A 20,907-nucleotide genomic window follows, 5' to 3' on the forward strand; every position below is an offset into this window, starting at 1 on the left:
ATTCGTCCCCGACCTTGAGAAGGCGTTAACTCTCCGCGCCGTAAACCGCCGCGATGGTGAGTAGCGAACCTAGATCCGGTGTGCATGGGCGCGCTCGGCGCTGGCTGCGCGGATTTGTCCGCAGCTTGCGGTGCTACGGGCGCCATTGGCAGCAGCGTCCGGGCGATGCCTTCACCGAAGCCTACGCGCTCAGCGTCTCGCATCGCGCCCCGCTGCTTTACCTTGTCGTGGTGTTCAACACGCTGCTGGTGGCAAGCTGCTTCTATGGCACTGCGCCCCGATTGCTGGTGCTGATGGGCCCGGTCCTGAGCCTCGTCGCAGTGCAGCGCGCGTGGCACTGGATGCCGGACAAAGTCGCCGGACGGCCGGTCGAGGGGCTGCGCAGCGATCTCGACGGGATGCAGCGGCTGGGTGGCTGGGCGGCGCTGCTGTTCGTCGCCTGGTCACTCGGGCTCTATCCCTATGGCGATCCCGGCCAGCGCGAATTGCTGCATTTCGTCATCGCGGTGACGATGTTCTCGGCGGTGCTCGGCATGGCCAATTCTCCGCAGACCGCGCTGCGGCTGGGGACCGCCTTCACCCTGCCATGGAGCCTGTTCTTGCTGGCGAGCGGGCATCCCGATGCGGTGCCGATCGCGCTCGCACAGGTGTTCATCACCGTGATCCTGCTGGCGATGACGCAGATCCAGCACCGCGATTTCGTGCGGCTGGAACTGTCTCGCCAGTTGCTGGTGCGGCGCGAACGCCAGACGGCGGAGCTTGCCAGCGCGCACTACCGGCAGGCGACTGTCGACCACCTCACCGGAGGGCGCAACCGCCGGGCCATTCTCGACAGCCTTGAAGAGCACCTCGCCGCGCCGCACGATGTGGTGCGGCCCTGGCTCGCGCTGTTCGATCTCGACGGTTTCAAGCACGTCAACGATACCTATGGCCATGCGGCGGGCGATCACGTGCTGCGGACGGTCAACCAGCGCATCGGGCTGATCGAGGGCGTGACCGCGCATGGCCGGCTTGGCGGCGATGAGTTTGCGATCCTGTTCGACGGGGCCTTCGATGCCGAAGCGGTGGTCGCGGCGGCTCGCGTGCTCTCGCTCGCCATTCGCCAGCCGATCCCGTTCAACGGCGCGACCTTGCGGCTGTTCGGTTCGATCGGCCTCTACCGCGCTGATGGCGATACCGTTTCCCACTGCCTCGAACGGGCCGACGCGGCGCTCTACAAGGCCAAGGAATTGGGCGACGGCGCCATTGCCAAGTTCGGCCCGCATGATGAAGTCGCGCTGCAGCGCCGGATCGCGGTGATGCGCCAGTTCAATGACTGCCCGCTCGAGGACCGGCTGCGGCTGCTCTACCAGCCGATCTTCGATTGCCGCGACGGCCGCGTGGTTGGCATGGAAGCGCTGGCGCGCTGGTCGCCGGATGGAATCGAATGGCAGACGCCGGGCGAGTTTCTGGCGATCGCCGATGCGACCGGACGGACCGGCGAGCTCACCCGGCTCGTGCTGGCGCGGACCTTGGCGGAATGCCGACCTTGGGAGACCGGCCTCGAAGTCTCGATCAACCTCGCCGCGCGCGATGTGGTGCGCGAGGGGATGGCCGAGACGATTGCCGCGATCGTGGAGGATGCCGGGGCGAGCCCGGCTTCCGTCATGCTGGAGGTTACCGAGCGCGCGCTGCAGATCGATCCGCGGCGCGCGGCGGCGCAGCTGGCGGCTTTCCGTGACAGGGGTTTCCGCATCGCGCTCGATGATTTCGGCGCGGGCTGGTCAAGCCTGTCGCAGCTGCGCGACCTGCCGCTCGACCGGATCAAGCTCGACCGGGCACTGGTCGGCGCGCTTTCCAGCGATCCCGGGGCGCGGGCGGTGACGGGCATGATCGTCGCGCTGGCGTGGCAGCTGGGAATTGGCTGCTCGATCGAGGGCGTGGAAAGCGAAGCGCAGGCGGATGCCGCCCGCGCGCTCGGCATTCACCTGATGCAGGGGTATCATTTTGCCCGGCCCGAGCCTGCGGTACAGGCACTTCGGCTCTATGCCGGTCTCCTCGGCCCGGCCTCAGCAGTGGGTATCCGGTAGCGGCACTTCGCGAAGGGTTCCGCGCGGATTGATCCGGCGGAACAGGCGGCCATGCTCGCTCCATAGCACCAGCACCAGCGCGCTCAGCCCGCACGCGAGAAACGCGAGCGCGAGCGGCAGCGCGGTGCCATCATAGGCCAGGCCGATCACCATGCCGAGGCCGGAGCCGATGATCATGCGCAGGAACGCCTGTACCGAACTTGCCGCGCCGGCCATGTGCGCAAAGGGCTGCAGTGCAATGGAGCTGAAGTTCGCGCCGATGAAGCCCACCATGCAGATGTTGAGCGCGATGACCGGCATGAACTCGAGCAAAGTCTCACCCGGACGGGACGCATTCCAAACCTGAAGCGCACTTAAGGTCAGGGACATGAGCACTGCGGCGTGGCTCACCCGGCGCGCGCCAAAGCGTTCGACGATGCGCGAGTTGAAGAAGCTGGCGAAGGCCATGCACAGCGCCGTCGCGCCGAAGATGAGCGGGAACCACGTGCCCGCGCCGAAGTGCTCGCCCACCAGTTGCTGCGCGCAGTTCACATAGCCGAACAGTGCACCAAGAATGAGGCCGCCGCCGATGACATAGCCGAACGAGCTGCGGTTCGACGCGGCGGTGACCATGTTGGTGGCGATCGTCATCGGGCGGATCGGCTGGCGGTTGGCGGGATCGAGCGTTTCCTCGAGGCGGAACCAGACCCAGAAGCCAAGGATCACCGAGAGCACGGCGAGCAGCGCGAAGATCCAGCGCCAGCTCGCGACGAGCAGCACAAGCAGGCCAATGCTGGGCGCGACCATCGGGACAAGCATGAAGATGACGGTAATCGTCGACATCTGCCGCGCCATTGCATCGCCGCCGTGGCGGTCTCTGATGATCGCGGAAGGCAGCACCGAGAGGCCCGCGCTGCCGATCGCCTGGGCGGCGCGCAGCACGAGCAGCGTGGTGAAATCGTTAACCAGCGCGCAGCCAAGCGAGAGCACGACATAGATGGCGAGCCCGACGAGCAGCACCGGACGGCGCCCGTAGCGGTCTGCCAGCGAGCCGGGAATGAGCGCACCGATCCCGCCGCCGATCAGGAAAATGCCGACAATCAGCTGGCGCCGGTTGGGGTCGGTCACCGCGAGATCCTGCGCAATTCCGGCGAGCGCGGGAAGCATGGCATCGATCGCCAGCGCCTGCAGCGCCATCGACATCGCCATCAGCACCACGAATTCACGCGGGCCCATGCGGGACGCGCCGGGTCGGCTGGTTGAGGCGGAAGGGACGGACGTCATGACATCAGCCTATAGGCAGGTCGGACACTTGTTCCCAGCGCTTTATGCTGCACTGCGAAAAGGGGTAGGGTGCGCGCGATGTCCGTGCAACCGCCCCATGATCCGGATGACGAGGAGACCGCAAGCGGTCTGCGCAAGGTGATCCATATCGACATGGACGCCTTCTTTGCGAGCGTCGAGCAGCGCGACAATCCCGAATTGCGCGGCAAGCCGGTGGCGGTGGGCGGCTCATCGGCGCGGGGCGTGGTGGCGGCGGCAAGCTATGAAGCGCGCGTGTTCGGGGTGCGCTCCGCCATGCCCTCGGTCCGTGCGGCGCGGCTCTGCCCGGAGTTGATTTTCTGCAAGCCGCGGTTCGATGTCTACAAGGCGGTTTCGCAACAGATCCGCTCCGTTTTCCTGCACTTTACCCCGCATGTCGAGCCGCTTTCGCTCGACGAGGCCTATCTCGATGTGACCGATGACTTGCGCGGCATCGGTTCGGCGACGCGGATTGCCGAGCTGATCCGGGCTCGGATCAAGGCAGAGACGGGGCTGACCGCGAGCGCGGGTGTCTCCTACAACAAGTTCCTCGCCAAGATCGCCAGCGACCAGAACAAGCCCGACGGGATGTGCGTGATCCGACCGGGCGAGGGGGCGGCGTTTGTCGCCAAGCTGCCGGTGAAGCGCTTCCACGGCGTCGGTCCGCGCGGGGCGGAGAAGATGGCGGCGCTTGGCATCGAGACAGGTGCGGACCTCGCGATGCGCGACCTTGCCTTCCTGCGCCAGCATTTTGGTTCGCAGGCCGATTACCTCTACCGTGCAGCGCGGGGGATCGACCTCAGGCGGGTGCGGGCGGACCGGCCGCGCAAGTCGGTCGGTGGCGAGCGCACGTTCGAGCGCGACATCGGCAGCGGCCCCGCGCTGCGCGAGGTGCTCGAGCGGATCATCACGCTGGTGTGGGAGCGGATCGAACGCAGCGGCGCGCGCGGGCGGACGGTGACGCTCAAGCTCAAGGACACCGGCTTTCGCACGATCACGCGGGCGAAATCGCTCCCCGCGCCGGTGGCGGATGAAGCGCAGTTTGCCGAGGCAGCGCGGGCGCTGCTCGACAGCGTGCTGCCCTTGCCGCAGCCGGTGCGGCTGATGGGGTTGACGCTCTCGGCGTTGGAGGAAGAGGGCAGCGGGCCTGCACCGGCGGGCACCGATGCGGCCGAGCAGGGCAGTCTACCGTTCTGAGGCCAGCCACTGGTCGCGGATCGCAAGCGCGGTGTGGACGACCTTGCCGGTGCTGGCCGGCAGGGCATCGAGCGCGAAGAACGCGGCTTCGGCAATCTCGCGCCCGTCAGCGTGGGGTGTGCCCTCGCTGGTGCCGGAGACGAGTTCGATCCGGTTGATCCAGCCGCCGGGCATGCGGCGCAGATCAGTGCCGACCCATGCAGCGTCAACCAACTGGCAGCCCGCTTCTTCGAGCAGTTCACGTGCGGCGGCGCTGGCCGGGTCTTCGCCGCGGGCGAGACCGCCGCCCGGCAAGAGCCAGCGGTCTCGTTCATGATAGCTGTGGCGGACGAGCAGCAGGCGCCCGGCGTGATCGAAGGCCAGCACGCCGCAACCACGCATTTCGCGCCGCATCAGGCCCCATATGCGCAAGCGGATCGGTTGGCCGATGCGCAGCAGCGCGCGGTGGAGCGGAGGCGGCAGCCGTGAAAGCACCGACTAGCCGAGGATCGAGCTCAGGAACCAAACCCGCTGCTCGGCCTGGTCGGTCCAGTCGTCGGCCATGCCTTCGGTGGCGTTGTCGCCCGCTTCGGTCGCGGCGGCCTTGGCGGCGCGGATGCGCTTCACCAGCGCGGCGTTGTCATCGCGCAGCGCGGCGACCATCGCCATGGCATCGACACCGCTGCGGTCGTCGTCGGCAATCGCGGTGCGGCCGGCAATGGCGCCGATCGAGGTTAGCGTATTGCCGCCGTTCTTGCGCACGCGTTCGGCGATCACGTCGGTCAGCGCGAAGAGTTCGGTTGCTTGCCTATCGAACAGCAGGTGCAGATCGTGGAACTGCGGGCCCTTCACGTGCCAGTGGTAGTTCTTGGTCTTGAGATAGAGCGCAAAGTAATCGGCGAGGAGGCCGTTGAGCGTATCGATGAGGGCCTTGGCGGCATTGTCACCGGGCATGGGCTGCGTCCTTCCAAAAGAGGTGTTGGCTTGCGGATGGTTCTACACCCGTTGCGCGCGGAAGTTTCACGCAAGTTTCGGGTTTGGGTGATCGCTGTTGTCGATCAGTCCGCATTGGCGCGCGGGGCCATGCGCAGCACCGCCGCGCCGGCAAGCGCAGAGATCAGCGAGCCGCCCAGCACGCCGAGCTTGGCATCCTCGACCAGCTGCGGTGCGGCGGTGAAGGCGAGCCCGCCGATGAACAGGCTCATGGTGAAACCGATGCCGCATAGCAGCGCCATGCCCCACAGGTGGAGCAGGCCCGCACCCGCCGGCCGGGCAGCGATGCCGAGCCGTTCGCAGCCGAGCACCGCCAGCATGACGCCCGCCTGCTTGCCGAGGATCAGGCCCAGCGCGATGCCGAGGGGGAGCGGCGCCAGCGGATCGCCTGCCCCCAGCGCCACGCCCGCGTTGGCTAGACCGAACAAGGGCACGATCAGGAAGCCGCTCACCCCGACGAGCGCGTGTTCGAGCCGCAGCAGGGGACTGTCCCCATGGCGATCGAGCGCGACCGGGATGGTGAACGCGGCGAGGACGCCGGCGACGGTGGCGTGGATGCCCGAGTGAAGCACCGCGAACCACAGCGCTGCGGCAAGAACCAGATAGGACACAAGCGCGCGTACACCGAATCGGTTCAGAGCAACCATGGCCGCGAACAGGACGAGTGCCAGTACCAGCCAGATCAAATGCAGGGATGTCGTGTAGAAAACAGCGATGACAGCAATTGCGCCGATGTCATCGACGACCGCAACTGTGAGCAGGAACAGCCGCACCGATCGTGGCACGCGGCTGCCCAGCAAGGCGAGTACGCCGAGTGCGAAAGCGATGTCGGTCGCAGCCGGGATGGCCCATCCGCCGCGCAGTTCCGGATGGCTGCCTGTCACTGCGATGTAGACCAGCGCGGGCGCTGCCATACCCGCCATTGCGGCAATCACCGGGAGGCGGCGGCGGGCGCTGTCAGCCAGCGCGCCCATCACGAATTCTCGCTTTATTTCAAGGCCAACGACGAAGAAAAACACGGCCATCAAGCCATCGTTGATCCATGCATGAAGGCTCTCGAGCTTCGCCACCGGACTCCACGGCAGGGCGTGCAGGAAGAGCTCGTGCCAGGCATGCGCGAGCGACGAATTGGCGAGTGCGAGCGCCACGCCGGCACAGGCCATGAGCACGAGGCCGGGTGCCGCCTCGCTCGCCGCGATCTTGCTGCGCAGGCCGCCGGAACCACTGTTTCTCGCCATTCTCGAACCAATCCTTCGGCCTGGTAACGTTGCAACTATAGGTGTTCGAGCGTAATTTAAAGAAGGGGGAATAGTGCCTCTTTTGGCGCGAGGGCAAGGTCATGGCGCCGTTTTACACGGCATTCGAGTGGCTCGGTCGTGTCGAGCATGAACTCCTTCTTTTCGCTGCGATCTGGTTCGCGGTGGGTTCCCTTGATGAACTTGGCGTTGACCTCCTCTGGCTCTGGCTGCGCATGACGGGGCGCGTGCGCACCGGCAAGGCGCCCGCGGATAGCGATGCGCCGCTGCGCGGGGTTGCGGTGGTGCTGGTTCCGGCGTGGCAGGAAGCAACCGTGGTCGGCGCTATGCTGCGCCATACGCTGAAGGTCTGGCCTCATGCCCAGTTGCGCGTCTACGCCGGGTGCTATCGCAACGATCCCGCCACGCTGGCCGCCATGGTGGCGGCGGCGGGCGATCCGCGGCTGCGGATCGTGGTGCATGATTGCGCCGGGCCGACGACGAAGGCCGATTGCCTCAACCGGCTCTATGCCGCGCTGATCGAGGATGAGAAGCGAGGCGGTTTCCGGGCGCGGAGCGTGATCCTGCACGATGCCGAGGACATGGTGCACCCGTCCGCGCTCGCGGCGCTCGACCGCGGGCTTGACGATGCCGACTTTGTGCAGTTGCCGGTGCGGCCCGAACCTCAGGCGGGATCGCGCTGGATTGCCGGGCACTACTGCGACGAATTTGCCGAATCGCATGGCAAGGCGATGGTGGTGCGCGACTGGCTGGGGGTTGGCCTGCCGTCCGCCGGGGTCGGCTGCGCGTTCAGCCGCGCATCGGTCGAAGCGATCGCGGCGCGGCGCGGCACGGCGGAGCCCTTCGCTGCCGAATGCCTGACCGAAGACTATGAATGCGGCCTGCTGGTTGGCCAGATCGGCGGCGCTGCGAAGTTCCTGCGCATGCGCGATGCCGAGGGGCAGCTCGTCGCGACGCGGGAGTTCTTTCCGGCGGGCCTCGGTTCGTCGGTCCGCCAGAAAACGCGGTGGATGCACGGGATCGCGTTCCAGGGCTGGGACCGGCTGGGCTGGGAAGCGCACCCCCTCGAGCTGTGGATGCGGCTGCGCGATCGCCGTGCGCCGCTGACGGCCATCGTGCTGGCGGCGGCCTACATGCTGCTGATCATCTCGCCGGTGCTGCTGATCGCCGCGCATTTCGGCGTCTATCACCCGCAGCCGATCGATCCGCTGCTCAAGCTGCTGCTGGTGGCCAACTTTGCCGGTCTGGCCTGGCGCTGCCTGCTGCGCGCAGTGTTCACGACGCATGAATACTCGTTGGCCGAGGGGATCATGGCCGTGCTGCGCATGCCGCTGGCCAACGTCATCGCCATCATGGCCGGGCGCCGCGCTTTGGTGGCATACCTTGCGTCGCTCCACAGCGGGCGGGTGAAGTGGGATCACACCGTGCACGTCAAACATCCGGCACTGGCGGCCTTGCCCGCCTCCTCGCCTGCCCCATCTTTCGCCTCTCCGTTCCGCTCCGGGCGCTGACCAGGGGACGGGATGACACCGCGCCCTGCAACGCCGGAGCGCGGTAAGAAGGTTGCCCGTGGCCAGCCGGTGATCGCCCTCGCGATGGTCATTGGCCTTTGGATCGCGGTGCGCGTTTCGTTCATTGCACTTGGTGGCGATCCGGTGCCGGGTGGCAGTTCCGTGGCGCAGCACGCGCGCCCGTTGCCGGGAAATCATTCAGCCAGACGACCGATCGTGCCGCCGGCTCCCGGCCGGCAAAGCGCCCGGATTGCTACGCTGGCCGTGCCCTATGTGCGGGGCAGAAATGGCGGCTCCGCTGCCCGCCGACCTGTAGCGACCCGACTTGCACATGGGTTCGCAGCGACCGGGAGCGGGGGAGCCCTCCTCGTTTCGAGCAGTGGTCCCGATGCGGCGATGATGCCGCCGGAAGAACTGGCTGCGGCCTACACACTGCCACAGCCTGCCGATCCATCGTTCGGCAGTCCATCGACCGGCAGGTCACGCTTGACCTATCTCGCGCCCGCGTTCCGCGCAGGCGGCGGACCTGCGGCCGAGCCGGAACCGCACCGTCTGGCGCCCCCACACCGGTCGCACTGGTCGGCAGACGGCTGGCTGCTGCTGCGCGGCGGCAGTGAACTGCCCGCACTTGCAGCGGGGACTGCAGCTTATGGCGGCAGTCAGGCAGGTGCGGTGCTGCGCTACGCGTTCGCGCCAGCCAGCGCGCTGCGACCGCAGGCCTATGTGCGGGTCTCGGGCGCGCTGGGGGGCAGGGTGCGGCAAAGCGAAGCCGCGCTGGGCCTGATGGTGCGGCCGGTGAAGGGTCTGCCGCTCGCGGTGCTCGGCGAAGCGCGGCTGCTGGATCAGCCCGGCCAGCTTCGCACCCGTCCGGTGGTCTTGGCGATCACCGAATTGCCGCCGCTGCGCCTGCCGCTGGGAACCGAGGCCGAGGCCTATGCCCAGGGTGGCTGGGCGGGCGGGCGCGATGCGACGGCCTTCTTTGATCTGGCCGCGACCCTGCAACACCGGGTGGTGCATCCGTTGCCGGGCTTGCAGCTCAGTGCGGGCGGCGGCGTATGGAGTGGCGGTCAGCGCGGGGCAACGCGGCTCGATGTAGGTCCGCGGGTGGAGCTGCGAACCATGCTCGGCCCGCCCTCGCGGCGGATCGGGGTGCGTGTCGGTGTCGACTGGCGCTTCCGTGTCGCCGGGCGGGCCGAGCCTGGATCCGGGCCGGCATTGACCGTGGCGGCGGGATTCTGATGGGCAAAAACCGGCGTCCAAGCGTTCCCAAGCGGCGGCGGAGCGGCTAGCCTGCGCTGCAGGATGGATGTCTACCTCCCCATCGCGAATCTTTCGGTCAATGGCCTTGTCATCGTCATGCTGGGAGCACTGACGGGGCTGCTTTCGGGCATGTTCGGCGTGGGCGGCGGGTTTCTGACGACTCCGCTGCTTATCTTCTACGGCGTTCCCCCCACGGTTGCGGCAGCTTCTGCGGCCAGCCAGGTGACCGGTGCCAGCGTTTCGGGCGCCTTCGCGCATGCCCGGCGCGGCGGGATCGACTATCAGATGGGCGGGGTGCTGGTGGCAGGCGGGGTGATCGGCACCGGACTCGGCGCGCTGCTCTTTCGGCTGCTCCAGGCGCTTGGCCAGATCGATACCGTGATCAACATCCTCTACGTGCTGATGCTGGGCGGGATCGGCGGACTGATGGCGCACGAAAGCCTCGGCGCGCTCAGGGCAGAACGCAGCGGCAAGCCCCAGCCGCCGCGCAAACGCCGCCACCATCCGCTCGTCGCCAGCTTGCCGCTGCGCTGGCGGTTCTACCGTTCGGGGCTCTACATCTCGCCGCTGGCGCCGCTGCTGCTGGGCATCTTTACCGGCATCCTGACCATGCTGATGGGGATCGGCGGCGGGTTCATCCTTGTCCCCGCGATGCTCTACATCCTCGGCATGGGGGTGACGGTGGTGGTGGGCACCTCGCTGTTCCAGATCCTGTTCGTGACGATGGCGACGACGATGATGCATGCGCTGACCACGCGTGCGGTCGACATCGTGCTGGCGGTGCTGCTGCTGATCGGATCGGTGACGGGTGCGCAGCTGGGCGCGCAGTTCGCACAGAAGGCGAAGCCCGAGCAGTTGCGGCTGATCCTGGCCATTATCGTGCTCGGCGTGGCGATCCGCATGGCGCTCGGGCTCGGCTATCGCCCGGACGAGATCTACACCGTGGTGACGCAATGATGCTGCGGCTAGCAGGCTTGCTGCTTGCGCTGTTCCTGTGTGCCGGCGCGCGTGGGCCGATCCTTGTGCCCGAGATTTCGCAGCACGAGATCCAGGTGCGGCAGGGTTTCACCGGCGCGGACCTGCTGCTGTTCGGCGCCATCCTGACACCCGAAGGCGCACGCGCGGCGGGGGACTACGATATCGTCGTCCTGCTGGAAGGCCCGGCGCGGTCGATCGTGGTGCGCGAGAAGCGCAAGGTGGCGGGCATCTGGGTCAATGCCGACAGCACCGAGTTCCGCTCTGCCCCCAGCTTCTATGCGCTCGCCTCCTCGCGTCCGGTCGCCTCGCTGGTCGATGGCAAGACGGCGGCGATCTACGAAATGGGCCTCAAGTGGCTGCAGCTTTCGCCGGTCGGAGTGATCGATCCGGTGGAGCAGAAGCGCTTTTCGGATGGTCTTGTCGATCTGATGCGGCGGCAGAAGCTCTATCAGGAAGACGAGAAGGCGGTGAAGATCAGTGGGCAAGTGCTCTATCAAGCGCGCATTTCGCTTCCCTCGAACGTGCAGACCGGGAACTATACCGCCGAAACCTTTGCGGTGCGCGAGGGGCGGGTTGTCGCCTCGGCGATCTCGCGCGTCACCGTTCGCAAGGAAGGTTTTGAACGGCTGGTGGCTTACAATGCGCAAGTCAACGGGTTCTTCTATGGCCTGTTTGCGGTGATCGTCTCGATCTCGATGGGCTGGATTGCGGGCCGACTTTTCGCGCTCGTCTAGCCGGTCCGCACGGTTGAGGGGCAGAACTTGGGCTGCTCTGGATGTTTAGCCAGTTTTTAACTGTCAAAGGTTAGGTCTGTTCCCCACGATGCCGTTCAAGGCGGGGAACAGGTGGCAATGAGCGATATGAGCATCAACGGCCTGGAAAGCGCCGGCAGGGCCAGTCCCGCCGACCTTGCGGCCAATGGTGCGCGTCCGGCAGTCAGCAATGACGCGCGCGGTGCGCCGCGCACCGCAGCGGACAATGCCCGCCGCCCCATCGGCTATGTGCTCGATGTGTCGGGTGCAGGCAGCTCGATCGCGCTCGATCTCACACGCCTCGAGGAATGCATGGCGGACGGCGATCCGTCGATCTCGCTGGCCGGCCAAGTCGGCAGCCAGCTCAAGATCCGCGTCGGTACCGGCTGGCTGCTCGCCAGCGTGCGCACGCAGCGGCAGGACATGACCGCCGGGCATGACGGCGTGATCATCGCAGCTGTCGACTTCCTCGGCGAAGGCGACGAGGAACGCCTGACCGGCAAGATCTACGGTTTCCGCCGCGGTGTGACGCGCTATCCGGTCCCCGGCTCGCCGATCTATCCCGCCACCAGCACCGACCTTCGCCAGATCTACGCCAGCGACGGGCGCACCAACGTGACCATCGGCACCGTGTTTCCGACCCGTGATATCCGCGCCGGGCTCTATGTCGACGCGCTGCTGGGCAAGCACTTCGCGCTGCTGGGTTCGACCGGTACCGGCAAATCGACCAGCGCCGCGCTCATCCTCCACCGCATCTGCGAGCTGGCGCCCGAGGGTCATATCGTGATGATCGACCCGCATGGCGAATACATGCAGGCCTTCCGCAATCACGGCCAGCTGCTCGACGTCACCAATCTCAACATGCCGTACTGGCTGATGAACTTCGAGGAGCACTGCGAAGTGTTCCTCACCTCGATGGGTACCGACCGGCAGATCGATTCGGACATCCTCGCCAAGTGCCTGCTGCAGGCGCGGCACCGCAACCGGCTCGCCGAGCAGATCGGCAAGATCACCGTCGATTCGCCGATCCCGTACCTGCTTTCGGACCTGCTCAACATTCTCAACAACGAGATGGGCAAGCTCGACAAGGGCCACACCTCGGTTCCCTATCAGCGGATCAAGACCAAGATCGAGGAACTGCGCGGCGATCCGCGCTATCAGTTCATGTTCTCCGGCATGCTGGTTGGCGACACGATGGCTGAATTCATCGGCCGCGTATTCCGCCTGCCCTCGCACGGCAAGCCCATCTCGATCATCGACGTCTCGGGCGTGCCGTCGGAGATCACCTCCACCGTGGTCGCGGTGCTCTCGCGCCTCGTGTTCGACTACGCGATCTGGTCGCGCGACGAGGAAACCCGCCCCATCCTGCTGGTCTGCGAGGAAGCGCACCGCTACGTGCCGGCGGAGAAGAACTCCAACGGTTCCTCGGTCGGCCGCATCCTTTCCCGCATCGCCAAGGAAGGGCGCAAGTACGGCGTTTCGCTGGGCCTCATCACGCAGCGTCCTTCCGACCTTGCCGAAGGCGTGCTGAGCCAGTGCGGCACGATCATCGCGATGCGCCTCAACAACGAGCGCGACCAGGCGTTCGTGAAGGCGGCGATGCCCGAAGGCGCGCGCGGCTTCCTCGATTCGATCCCGGCGCTGCGCAACCGCGAATGCATCATCTGCGGCGAAGGCGTTTCGATCCCGATCCGTGTGTCGTTCGACGAGCTGCACAATGACCTGCGCCCGGCCTCGGCCGACCCCTCGTTCTCCGAGCTGTGGGGCAAGACGGGCGGCGAGGAAATGGCGGTCGAACGGACCGTGCAGCGCTGGCGCGCGCAATCGCGGTAAGTCGACTTTCTCTTACCCTTCGTCATTGTGGACGTAATGAAGCAATCCGGAGCGGGTGTGCGCAGCCGCTCTGGATTGCTTCGTCGCTGCGCTTCTCGCAATGACGAGGAGTGGGGGCGGGACGGCAGCTTTGATCCGCCGAGGTTGACACGGTTGACACTGTCCAGAGTAAATGGGCCGGGCCGGGAAGTTCAGTCCGCACCGCACTGATTTCACGACATATTTGCCAGAATCGCGTCGAACACGCCGCCGGAATAACTGACGTGCGTGTCTGTTATGGACTGGACGGACACACCGCGCCTGCCTCCCGGGCTTGGGAGGGGCAGGCCGGATGCGACCTTTGATGGAACCACGGTTCAAAGAGCGCGGCGATCATGCGCGCATTGGCGGTGTGTAGGAAAGTTGTTTTGCGGCAGCCGATACCCCTCCGCCATCGGCTGCGCTGCCGCCAGTTCCCCATTTGTGGAGCAGCAGTCTCTCGTCGCAGCACCTGAATGCTGGTAAATGGAGCCGCAGCGTAAGGAGATCGACACAAATGGCACAGGCCCGCAAACCGTGGTTCGCGCCCAAGCGCTATGGCTATGGATCGGGATTGCCGATTTCGTGGGAAGGCTGGACGGTTTTCATCTCCTATCTGGTCGGCGTGATCGTGCTGCCGCCGCTGCTGGCACCGTTCATCGGCTTCTGCCTGATCATGGTGGCCACCGCGGCCCTGCTTTGGGTCTGCGCAACGCGGACGAAGGGCGGCTGGCGCTGGCGTAATGGAAGCGACTAGAGCGCCGGTGCCATCCGGCCCGAGCAATCGCCGTCCGCCTGTGATTCCTCGGCGCATTCGTCCTGATCGACCGCGCGGGCCTTCTGGCGCCAGCCGGGGCGGCGGTAGGCGATGGTGGCCATGATTGTCGCTGCGGCCGAGCCGACCGGGAAGGAGAGCCAGAGCGCATCGGGGCCCAGTGCCGGATAGGCAGCGAAGTAAAAGCCGATGCGCACCGGGTACATCGCGATCGCGAGCACGATGATCGGAGCGATCACCACGCCGCCGGCGCGCATCGTGCCGAACAGGACGATCGTCATGCCGAACAGCACGTAGCTCCAGCTTGCGAGGAACTGGATGTGGCGGGCAGCGTCAACCGCAGGGCTGGCGGGGCCGAGGAACAGCGACAGCACCGGGCGATCGAAGCCGAGCAGGAGCAGGGTGAGCGTGCCGGTGATCGAGATGTTGAGGATGAGGCCGGCGCGGGTGATCTTGCCAAGGCGGCTGCCGAGCCCGGCGCCGATGGTCTGTGCGGCCATGGCGCTGAGCGCGGCGGAAATCGCCATCGCGGGCATCTGGAGATAGGTCCAGACCTGGAGCGAGGCGCCGTAGGCTGCGCTGATCACCGCGCCTTCGTGGTTGACGAGGCCGATCATGATGATTCCTGCAGCCGAGATCATGAGCATCTGTGCGCCCATCGGCAGGCCCTTGACGAGGATGTAGCGCAGCTCCGCCGGGTGAGGGATGAGGTAGGCGAGTTCCCGTCCCCGCAGGCGCAGCGGCAGATTGCGCGCATAGACGAAGACGATGAGGCCGAGCGCGGCGGCGTAGGACGCGATGGCCGTGGCGAGCGCGGAGCCAGCGATGCCGAGTGGGGGGACGGGGCCAAACCCCGCGATCAGCAGCGGGTTGAGCGCGATATCGAGCACGACCGAGACGATCATGAAACGTAGCGAGGTCTGCGCATCGCCCGCACCGCGCAGACCCATGCCGACGATCACGGTGATGGTGGAGGCAGGCATCGCGACGAAGATCAGCCGCAAGTAGGTGAGCGCGTAGTCGAAGATTTCGGGCGGCGTGCGCATCGCGTGGAGCAGCGCCGGGGTCAGCACCCAGCCCAGCGGGGCGAGAACGAGGCTCAGGCCAAGGCAAAGGCCGATCGCAGTGCCGAACGTGCGGCGCGCGGCATCGACCTGCCCGGCACCGAAGGCCTGTCCGACCTTGACCGTGGCGGCCATGCCGAAGCCGAACACCGCAGCAAAAACGAGGAACATAACGACATTGGCGTTGGCCGTGGCGGCGAGCGCGGAATCGCCGAGCAGGCGGCCGACCCAGACCGAATTGACCGAACCGTTGAGCGCCTGAAGGATGTTCGAGGCAAGTGTGGGCGCAGAGAAGACGAGCAGAGTCGAGAGAATCGGACCCTTGGTGAGGTCGCGGTGACCTTGGCCGGGGCCGCGTTGGGGTCCGTCTTCGCGCATCGAGTCAGTCCTGTTTCTTGAGCGCGGCGAGGGCGGCGAAGGGGCCGCTGGGGGTTTCACCGGTTAGTCCGTGTTCGGCACGGAAGGCATCGGCGTTCGGGCCCTCGGCGAAGGGATCGATAGCGAGCGCGAGGGTCTGCGCCAGCGCTTCGCCGAGATCGAAGGCGGTGCCTTCGTATTCGATCTCATCGCAATCATCGGCGGTGAGCTCGATTTCCTCGTCCGGCGTGATCTCGCCCATCGGCGGCACGAAGCGCAGGTGGACGGGTTCGTCGATATGAACGGGGAAGTCCTCAGCCGAGACGCGGCAGGCCTGGATGACATCGGCAACGAGGCGGCCGGTGGCGGTCACCCGCTCGCCCTCGCGTACGAGCTGTACCGTGGCCTCCATCGCGGGAATGGCGGTGATCCCGAAGCGGCCGGCGAGGCGGCGGCGGGCGGCTTCATCCGGCACGAGCTTGAGCGGCACATCGGTGATCTGGCGCAAATCGACCGGGTAGCTGTATTCGGGCGCGGGCCCGCTCATCGCCCGATTTCTCCCGCCAGCACGCGGAAGCCGGGCACGAGCGCGAGGCCGGCGGCAAAGGCGCGGGCGCGCTGGGCAACCAGCAGCGGATCGGTGCCCGAGGTGAGCGTGACATTGCGGCGGACGGCGTCGGCCATGGCGACTTCACCGCCAGCCAGGCCTTCGCGGTAGGCGCCAAGACGGCCGCCGAGCGTGCCCATGAGCTTGCCGATATGCTTGCCGACGACGACATCGCCGACGCCCTGTTCGCGCAACTGGCCGTCCATATCCTCGACGAACAGTTCGGTCAGGCGCGCGCTGGGCGCGATCAGCGCTTCCTCGTGCTCCATGCGCAGCATGACGATGCTCAGGACGAGCGTGATCATGTCGAACCGTCCGGCAAGCGTATCGGCGACGCCGCAATCGCGGTACCATTCCTTCTCGCGCGCGATGGCGACGGTGCGGTGCCAGAGTTCGCGCACGGTATCGCGATCATCCTGACGGGCTCCGAACAACCGGGCGAGGAATGACATGGGATGGCGTCCTTCTTGGCTGGCGGCGCGGTTCAGGGCCGGGAACTGGCTGAGCGCCATTGCAGTAACGCGCCGTGCACCGTAAGGCACGTGGCGATAAGCGGCGATATAGGGTGCGCGGGCCGATTGGCAAACGTCCCGATGGGCACGGTGCCAGCATGGCGATGACTGCGGAGTGACAGATGCGTGAGTATGGTCGGATGAAGAGGCTGCGGGCGGTGACGGCGCTGGGCGTGCTGGCGCTGATGTCCGGCGGCTGCGCCAGCATCAAGGACCACCGCGGCTATCTGATCGACCCCGCGCTGACGGGTTCGGTGCAGCCGGGCATCGATAACCGCACCTCGGTCGAGCGTGCGCTGGGCCAGCCGACCTTCAAGAGCGAGTTCGGCAAGCAGATCTGGTATTACGTCTCGATCGACACCCGCCAGCGTCCGTTCAAGCGTCCGCAGGCGAAGGCCGAAAACGTGCTGATGGTGAGCTTCGACGAGAAGGGCAATGTCGCCAGCGTCGAGCGGCGCGGGATGGAGAAGGTCGTCTCGCTCAACCCCGACGGGCACAAGACGCCGACGCTGGGCCGCAACCGCAGCTTCTTCGAGGATCTGTTCGGCAATATCGGTTCGGTCGGTGCGACGCCGGGCGCGACGGGCCGGACCGGGCCGACGGGTTCGGGTCCGAACGGCAGCTGATCGCCTCGGCTTGAACCGCGGTTTGTGCCACCCATATCGGTGGCATGAACGACCAACATTCAGCCCACGGGCTCGTGCAGTGGCACGGCACCACGATCATCGGCGTCAAGAAGAACGGCCGCACCGTCATTGCCGGTGACGGGCAGGTTTCCATGGGCAACACCGTGATGAAGCCCAATGCGCGCAAGGTGCGGCGCATCGGGGAAGGCAAGGTTATTGCCGGCTTTGCGGGCGCGACGGCGGATGCCTTCACGCTGTTCGAGCGGCTGGAGCGCAAGCTGGAGCAGCATCGCGGGCAACTGATGCGCGCGGCGGTCGAACTCGCCAAGGACTGGCGGACCGACAAGTACTTGCGCAACCTCGAAGCACTGATGATCGTCGCGGATGCGGAGACGATGCTGATCCTGACCGGCAATGGCGACGTGCTGGAACCCGAAGGCGGGATCGCGGCGATCGGTTCGGGCGGCAACTTTGCGCTGGCGGCGGCGCGAGCGCTCGATCCTTACGAGGACGATGCGGAGAAGATCGCGCGGCGGGCCATGCAGGTGGCGGCCGAGGTGTGCGTCTTCACCAATGATCGCGTGACGCTGGAAGAGATTTGAACCTTCTCCGTTCGTGTCGAGCGAAGTCGAGACACCATGCGCTGCGTCAGGTGTCTCGACTTCGCTCGACACGAACGGCCCATTGGAAATTGAAATGAACGAAACCCTGACTCCCAAAGCCATTGTTGCCGCGCTCGATGCGCATATTGTCGGCCAGCATGATGCGAAGAAGGCGGTCGCTGTTGCCCTGCGCAATCGCTGGCGGCGGCAGCGCCTGCCCGCCGAACTGCGCGACGAGGTGAGCCCCAAGAACATCCTGATGATCGGGCCGACGGGCTGCGGCAAGACCGAGATCAGCCGGCGGCTGGCCAAGCTGGCGGACGCACCGTTCGTGAAGGTGGAGGCGACCAAGTTCACCGAGGTCGGCTATGTCGGCCGCGATGTGGAGCAGATCGCGCGCGATCTCGTCGAGGAAGCGGTGCGGCTGGAGAAGGACCGGCGGCGCGAGGCGGTGCGCGAGGCGGCGAGCAAGGCGGCGATGGACCGGCTGCTCAAGGCGCTGGTCGGTGATGGCGCGAGCGAGGCGACGCGGGAGAGCTTCCGCCAGCGCATCACCGAAGGCTCGATGAACGACGTCGAAGTCGAGGTCGAGGTGGAGGATACGCCCGCGCGGTCCATGGAGATTCCCGGGATGCAGGGCGGGATCGGCATGATCAACTTGTCCGAGATGATGGGCAAGGCGTTCGGCCAGAAGCCGCTCAAGCGCCGCAAGCTGCGCGTGGCGGACGCGTGGGACAAGCTGGTCGACGAAGAGGCCGAGAAGCGGATGGACCAGGACGACGTCGCACGCGCGGCGCTGGTGAATGCGGAGACCAACGGCATCGTGTTCATCGACGAGATCGACAAGATCGCGGTGAGCGACGTGCGCGGCGGGTCCGTCAGCCGCGAGGGCGTGCAGCGCGACCTGTTGCCGCTGATCGAGGGCACGACGGTGGCGACGAAGTACGGGCCGATGAAGACCGACCATGTGCTGTTCATCGCCTCGGGCGCGTTCCATGTCGCCAAGCCCAGCGACATGCTGCCCGAATTGCAGGGGCGTCTGCCGATCCGGGTCGAACTGGCAGCGCTGAGTGAGGATGACTTCGTGCATATCCTCTCTTCGACGCGGGCCAACCTTGTCGAGCAGTACCGCGCGCTGCTGGCGACCGAGCAGGTGGCGGTGGAGTTCACCGAGGACGCGATCCGCGCGGTGGCGAAGACGGCGGCGCAAGTGAACGAGACGGTCGAGAACATCGGCGCGCGGCGGCTGCAGACGGTGATGGAGAAGCTGCTCGAGGAAGTGAGCTTCGAGGCCGAGGACCGGCGCGGGACCACTGTGACGGTTGATGCGGCCTATGTGGGCGAGCGGCTGGCGGGGCTGGCGGGGAACGCGGACCTTTCGAAGTATATTCTTTAGGCTAAACACCAAACCCAGCTCAAACCCGCTCACCCTGAGCCTGTCGAAGGGTGTTGGCGCGGCGGTTGTGCATGATGCTTCGACAAGCTCAGCATGAGCGGGTTTGGGGGAGGCTTGCGGCCTTGTCTTCATCCTGCGCCAGCAGCCGGTTCAGCAGCGGCGCGCCGAGCGCGATGCCGAGGCCGGCGCCGGTGCAGATCGCGGCGTTGAGGAGCCAGAAGGGGGCGGGGCCCATCGATTCGTAGAGGCCGCCCATCCACCCGCTGAGCACGCTGCCGGCAGCAACGGCCATGTAGTTCACGCCGACGAGCGTGCCGCGCAGGCTCTGCGGGGCGCGGGTGCCGTAGAGGCCGAGGACGACCGGGGCATAGTACATCGCGCCGAAGTTCGAGGTGACGTGGAAGAGCAGCGGCAGCGCGATCGGGGCGCGGCCCTGCGCATTGGCGAGCAGCGGTCCGGCGGCGAGCAGGCCGACGCTGAGGCCGAAGATCACGCTGCCGATGGCGAGCTTGGTGAGCACATCGGGTTCGCGTCCGCGTTTGGCCTGGAGGCTCCAGATCCACAGCACGAGCGGGATGAACAGGCCCGGCGCGAGGCCGTCGAGCGACTGGAACCACGGGACGGGGACCTCGAAGCCGCCGACGTTCAGGTTCACCGTGTCGCGCAGCCAGATGTTGTAGACATTCCAGATCTGCGCCTGCGCGGTCCAGTAGCCGACGACCATTGGCCAGATGAGCAGGAGGCCAAGCACGCGGCGGCGCTCGCCGGGGGTGAGCGGCGGGCGCTTGCCGGATGGCTGGCGGGCGCGCTGCCGTTCGGCGGGGAGCCAGCGCTGGCCGGCGAGGTATAGCGCGAGGCCAATCAGCATGCCGAAACCCGCGACGGCGAAGCCTGCATGCCAGCCCCAGATCGCGGCAACGCTGCCGCTGAGGATCGGCGCGGCGGCCGCGCCGAAGTTGATGCCGAGGTAGTAGTACTGGAAAGCGTTGACTTCGCGCGGGTCGCCATCGGCGTAGAGCGACTTGATCTGCGCGGAGAGATTGCCGCGCAGGAGCCCTGCGCCGCACATCAGGAGGACGAGCGCGATGAGGAAGGTGCGGTCGAAGGCGAGGGCGAAGTGGCCCGCCGTCATCATCGCCGCGCCGCCGCCGACCGCGAGCTTGCGCCCGATCACGCGGTCGCCCATCCAGCCGCCGACGAGCGGCAGGCCGGTGACGCAGGCGTAGTAGTAGCCGAAGGTTTGCAGCGCGAGCGCCTGCGGACTGAGCGTGCCGGACAGGGCTTCGAGCGCGGCGCGGTAGGGCGCAAAGCCGATGATCGTGGCGACGCGGTCCGGGTGCAGCAGCAAGTCGCCGGTCATGTAGAGCACGAGCATGGCGACCATGCCGTGGAACGAGATGCGGTCCCAGAATTCGGTGCCGGAGAGGATCCACAGGCCCTTGGGCTGGCCGAAAAGATCCGTCTTTTCAGGGGTTCCTGCTGCCGCTGTGCCGTCCATCGCTGCCCTCCGCGCGGCGGAACGTGCCCGATGTGGCGGGGAATGCAAGGTTGGACGGTGCGCAGGCCGGTTGTTTGCCCTATGGTACGGGCATGTACACGACCCCCGAAGACCGCCCGATCTACCGCCTCCTCACCGGCAAGGACGACCGCGCCTTTTGCGAGCGCGTGTCCGAAGCGCTGATGCAGGGCTGGCGGCTCTATGGTTCGCCCACGATCACGTGGGACGAGGAAGGCGGCTGCATGAAGGCGGCGCAGGCCGTGGTGTGGCACGAGGCGGACGTGGTGAAGTGAGGGTTTGGGCGGCGTTTGGCCGCTCTGGCTTCCCGCCTGCGCGGGAATGA

General features: G+C 66.6%; 20 protein-coding genes. 12 read left to right on the forward strand and 8 right to left on the reverse strand.

Annotated features, from left to right (window positions below; all coding sequences use genetic code 11):
* Positions 1-53: 53 nt before the first annotated feature.
* The gene (locus NDB2M1_RS09465; RefSeq protein ID WP_083554757.1) at positions 54-2,069 is read left to right on the forward strand and encodes a putative bifunctional diguanylate cyclase/phosphodiesterase; all 2,016 of its coding nucleotides are present in this window, start codon (positions 54-56) and stop codon (positions 2,067-2,069) included.
* On the opposite strand, the gene NDB2M1_RS09470 is transcribed toward NDB2M1_RS09465, so the two are convergent.
* Positions 2,049-3,284, reverse strand: coding sequence for a multidrug effflux MFS transporter (locus NDB2M1_RS09470; protein WP_253185829.1), 1,236 nt, complete (start codon positions 3,282-3,284; stop codon positions 2,049-2,051). The two genes, NDB2M1_RS09465 and NDB2M1_RS09470, sit on opposite strands and share 21 nt — an antisense overlap.
* Positions 3,285-3,410: 126 nt before the next feature.
* On the opposite strand from NDB2M1_RS09470, the gene dinB reads away from it, so the two are divergent.
* Positions 3,411-4,547 carry a DNA polymerase IV gene (gene dinB / locus NDB2M1_RS09475; RefSeq protein ID WP_072381628.1) on the forward strand — a complete coding sequence of 379 codons (1,137 nt, stop codon included), beginning with the start codon at positions 3,411-3,413 and terminating at the stop codon, positions 4,545-4,547.
* Here the strand turns inward: dinB and NDB2M1_RS09480 are convergent.
* From NDB2M1_RS09480 to nhaA, 3 genes are all read right to left on the reverse strand, one after another.
* Positions 4,536-5,021, reverse strand: a complete 486-nt coding sequence (locus NDB2M1_RS09480) for an NUDIX domain-containing protein (protein ID WP_072381630.1) — start codon at positions 5,019-5,021, stop codon at positions 4,536-4,538. The two genes, dinB and NDB2M1_RS09480, sit on opposite strands and share 12 nt — an antisense overlap.
* A gap of 3 nt (positions 5,022-5,024) precedes the next feature.
* Positions 5,025-5,480, reverse strand: coding sequence for a Dps family protein (locus NDB2M1_RS09485; RefSeq protein ID WP_072381632.1), 456 nt, complete (start codon positions 5,478-5,480; stop codon positions 5,025-5,027).
* Positions 5,481-5,584: 104 nt separating this feature from the next.
* On the reverse strand, positions 5,585-6,757 hold the full coding sequence (gene nhaA, locus NDB2M1_RS09490; protein WP_072381634.1) for a Na+/H+ antiporter NhaA: 1,173 nt from the start codon (positions 6,755-6,757) through the stop codon (positions 5,585-5,587).
* A gap of 101 nt (positions 6,758-6,858) precedes the next feature.
* Here nhaA and NDB2M1_RS09495 point away from each other — a divergent pair, with 101 nt between their 5' ends.
* The 6 genes from NDB2M1_RS09495 to NDB2M1_RS09520 all read left to right on the forward strand — a co-directional run bounded on the left by NDB2M1_RS09495 (position 6,859) and on the right by NDB2M1_RS09520 (position 13,884).
* Positions 6,859-8,286 (forward strand): glycosyl transferase family protein, encoded by a 1,428-nt coding sequence (locus NDB2M1_RS09495; RefSeq protein WP_072381636.1) that lies wholly within the window; start codon positions 6,859-6,861, stop codon positions 8,284-8,286.
* Positions 8,287-8,298: 12 nt separating this feature from the next.
* Positions 8,299-9,525, forward strand: coding sequence for a hypothetical protein (locus tag NDB2M1_RS09500; RefSeq protein WP_143146694.1), 1,227 nt, complete (start codon positions 8,299-8,301; stop codon positions 9,523-9,525).
* A gap of 63 nt (positions 9,526-9,588) precedes the next feature.
* Complete coding sequence (locus NDB2M1_RS09505) at positions 9,589-10,503, forward strand: sulfite exporter TauE/SafE family protein (RefSeq protein WP_054120639.1); 915 nt, start codon at positions 9,589-9,591, stop codon at positions 10,501-10,503.
* On the forward strand, positions 10,503-11,258 hold the full coding sequence (locus NDB2M1_RS09510; RefSeq protein ID WP_072381784.1) for a TIGR02186 family protein: 756 nt from the start codon (positions 10,503-10,505) through the stop codon (positions 11,256-11,258). The genes NDB2M1_RS09505 and NDB2M1_RS09510 overlap by 1 nt, the downstream gene beginning before the upstream one ends.
* Before the next feature lie 117 nt (positions 11,259-11,375).
* Positions 11,376-13,109 carry an ATP-binding protein gene (locus NDB2M1_RS09515; protein ID WP_072381640.1) on the forward strand — a complete coding sequence of 578 codons (1,734 nt, stop codon included), beginning with the start codon at positions 11,376-11,378 and terminating at the stop codon, positions 13,107-13,109.
* A 535-nt stretch (positions 13,110-13,644) separates the two neighbouring features.
* The gene (locus NDB2M1_RS09520; RefSeq protein WP_054120642.1) at positions 13,645-13,884 is read left to right on the forward strand and encodes a hypothetical protein; all 240 of its coding nucleotides are present in this window, start codon (positions 13,645-13,647) and stop codon (positions 13,882-13,884) included.
* On the opposite strand, the gene NDB2M1_RS09525 is transcribed toward NDB2M1_RS09520, so the two are convergent.
* From NDB2M1_RS09525 to NDB2M1_RS09535, 3 genes are read right to left on the reverse strand one after another with little or no spacing between them, the layout of a single operon-like run.
* The gene (locus NDB2M1_RS09525; RefSeq protein ID WP_072381642.1) at positions 13,881-15,344 is read right to left on the reverse strand and encodes an MATE family efflux transporter; all 1,464 of its coding nucleotides are present in this window, start codon (positions 15,342-15,344) and stop codon (positions 13,881-13,883) included. The two genes, NDB2M1_RS09520 and NDB2M1_RS09525, sit on opposite strands and share 4 nt — an antisense overlap.
* 4 nt (positions 15,345-15,348) lie before the next feature.
* Positions 15,349-15,870 carry a YceD family protein gene (locus NDB2M1_RS09530; RefSeq protein WP_054120643.1) on the reverse strand — a complete coding sequence of 174 codons (522 nt, stop codon included), beginning with the start codon at positions 15,868-15,870 and terminating at the stop codon, positions 15,349-15,351.
* Positions 15,867-16,382, reverse strand: a complete 516-nt coding sequence (locus tag NDB2M1_RS09535; protein WP_054120653.1) for a ubiquinol-cytochrome C chaperone family protein — start codon at positions 16,380-16,382, stop codon at positions 15,867-15,869. The genes NDB2M1_RS09530 and NDB2M1_RS09535 overlap by 4 nt, the downstream gene beginning before the upstream one ends.
* A 182-nt stretch (positions 16,383-16,564) precedes the next feature.
* On the opposite strand from NDB2M1_RS09535, the gene NDB2M1_RS09540 reads away from it, so the two are divergent.
* The 3 genes from NDB2M1_RS09540 to hslU all read left to right on the forward strand — a co-directional run bounded on the left by NDB2M1_RS09540 (position 16,565) and on the right by hslU (position 19,066).
* Positions 16,565-17,068 carry an outer membrane protein assembly factor BamE gene (locus NDB2M1_RS09540; RefSeq protein ID WP_054120644.1) on the forward strand — a complete coding sequence of 168 codons (504 nt, stop codon included), beginning with the start codon at positions 16,565-16,567 and terminating at the stop codon, positions 17,066-17,068.
* A gap of 44 nt (positions 17,069-17,112) precedes the next feature.
* On the forward strand, positions 17,113-17,670 hold the full coding sequence (hslV, locus tag NDB2M1_RS09545) for an ATP-dependent protease subunit HslV (protein WP_054120645.1): 558 nt from the start codon (positions 17,113-17,115) through the stop codon (positions 17,668-17,670).
* A gap of 94 nt (positions 17,671-17,764) precedes the next feature.
* Positions 17,765-19,066, forward strand: a complete 1,302-nt coding sequence (hslU, locus tag NDB2M1_RS09550) for an ATP-dependent protease ATPase subunit HslU (RefSeq protein WP_072381644.1) — start codon at positions 17,765-17,767, stop codon at positions 19,064-19,066.
* 88 nt (positions 19,067-19,154) lie between these two features.
* On the opposite strand, the gene NDB2M1_RS09555 is transcribed toward hslU, so the two are convergent.
* A complete protein-coding gene (locus NDB2M1_RS09555; protein ID WP_072381646.1) occupies positions 19,155-20,564 on the reverse strand; it encodes a peptide MFS transporter in 1,410 nt (469 codons plus the stop codon).
* 92 nt (positions 20,565-20,656) lie between these two features.
* On the opposite strand from NDB2M1_RS09555, the gene NDB2M1_RS09560 reads away from it, so the two are divergent.
* Complete coding sequence (locus NDB2M1_RS09560) at positions 20,657-20,857, forward strand: DUF1737 domain-containing protein (RefSeq protein ID WP_054121679.1); 201 nt, start codon at positions 20,657-20,659, stop codon at positions 20,855-20,857.
* The last annotated feature ends 50 nt before the right edge of the window (positions 20,858-20,907 follow it).

This window comes from Novosphingobium sp. NDB2Meth1 (genome assembly GCF_900117425.1).
Taxonomy (GTDB): domain Bacteria; phylum Pseudomonadota; class Alphaproteobacteria; order Sphingomonadales; family Sphingomonadaceae; genus Novosphingobium.

Coding starts and splice junctions, on each gene's coding strand:
- NDB2M1_RS09520 (WP_054120642.1), top strand. CDS start 13,645: ATGGCACAGGCCCGCAAACCGTGGTTCGCGCCCAAGCGCTATGGCTAT.
- NDB2M1_RS09540 (WP_054120644.1), top strand. CDS start 16,565: ATGCGTGAGTATGGTCGGATGAAGAGGCTGCGGGCGGTGACGGCGCTG.
- NDB2M1_RS09485 (WP_072381632.1), bottom strand. CDS start 5,480: ATGCCCGGTGACAATGCCGCCAAGGCCCTCATCGATACGCTCAACGGC.
- hslV (WP_054120645.1), top strand. CDS start 17,113: ATGAACGACCAACATTCAGCCCACGGGCTCGTGCAGTGGCACGGCACC.
- NDB2M1_RS09500 (WP_143146694.1), top strand. CDS start 8,299: ATGACACCGCGCCCTGCAACGCCGGAGCGCGGTAAGAAGGTTGCCCGT.
- NDB2M1_RS09505 (WP_054120639.1), top strand. CDS start 9,589: ATGGATGTCTACCTCCCCATCGCGAATCTTTCGGTCAATGGCCTTGTC.
- nhaA (WP_072381634.1), bottom strand. CDS start 6,757: ATGGCGAGAAACAGTGGTTCCGGCGGCCTGCGCAGCAAGATCGCGGCG.
- hslU (WP_072381644.1), top strand. CDS start 17,765: ATGAACGAAACCCTGACTCCCAAAGCCATTGTTGCCGCGCTCGATGCG.
- NDB2M1_RS09525 (WP_072381642.1), bottom strand. CDS start 15,344: ATGCGCGAAGACGGACCCCAACGCGGCCCCGGCCAAGGTCACCGCGAC.
- NDB2M1_RS09465 (WP_083554757.1), top strand. CDS start 54: ATGGTGAGTAGCGAACCTAGATCCGGTGTGCATGGGCGCGCTCGGCGC.
- dinB (WP_072381628.1), top strand. CDS start 3,411: ATGTCCGTGCAACCGCCCCATGATCCGGATGACGAGGAGACCGCAAGC.
- NDB2M1_RS09495 (WP_072381636.1), top strand. CDS start 6,859: ATGGCGCCGTTTTACACGGCATTCGAGTGGCTCGGTCGTGTCGAGCAT.
- NDB2M1_RS09560 (WP_054121679.1), top strand. CDS start 20,657: ATGTACACGACCCCCGAAGACCGCCCGATCTACCGCCTCCTCACCGGC.
- NDB2M1_RS09535 (WP_054120653.1), bottom strand. CDS start 16,382: ATGTCATTCCTCGCCCGGTTGTTCGGAGCCCGTCAGGATGATCGCGAT.
- NDB2M1_RS09530 (WP_054120643.1), bottom strand. CDS start 15,870: ATGAGCGGGCCCGCGCCCGAATACAGCTACCCGGTCGATTTGCGCCAG.
- NDB2M1_RS09515 (WP_072381640.1), top strand. CDS start 11,376: ATGAGCGATATGAGCATCAACGGCCTGGAAAGCGCCGGCAGGGCCAGT.
- NDB2M1_RS09555 (WP_072381646.1), bottom strand. CDS start 20,564: ATGGACGGCACAGCGGCAGCAGGAACCCCTGAAAAGACGGATCTTTTC.
- NDB2M1_RS09470 (WP_253185829.1), bottom strand. CDS start 3,284: ATGGGCCCGCGTGAATTCGTGGTGCTGATGGCGATGTCGATGGCGCTG.
- NDB2M1_RS09510 (WP_072381784.1), top strand. CDS start 10,503: ATGCTGCGGCTAGCAGGCTTGCTGCTTGCGCTGTTCCTGTGTGCCGGC.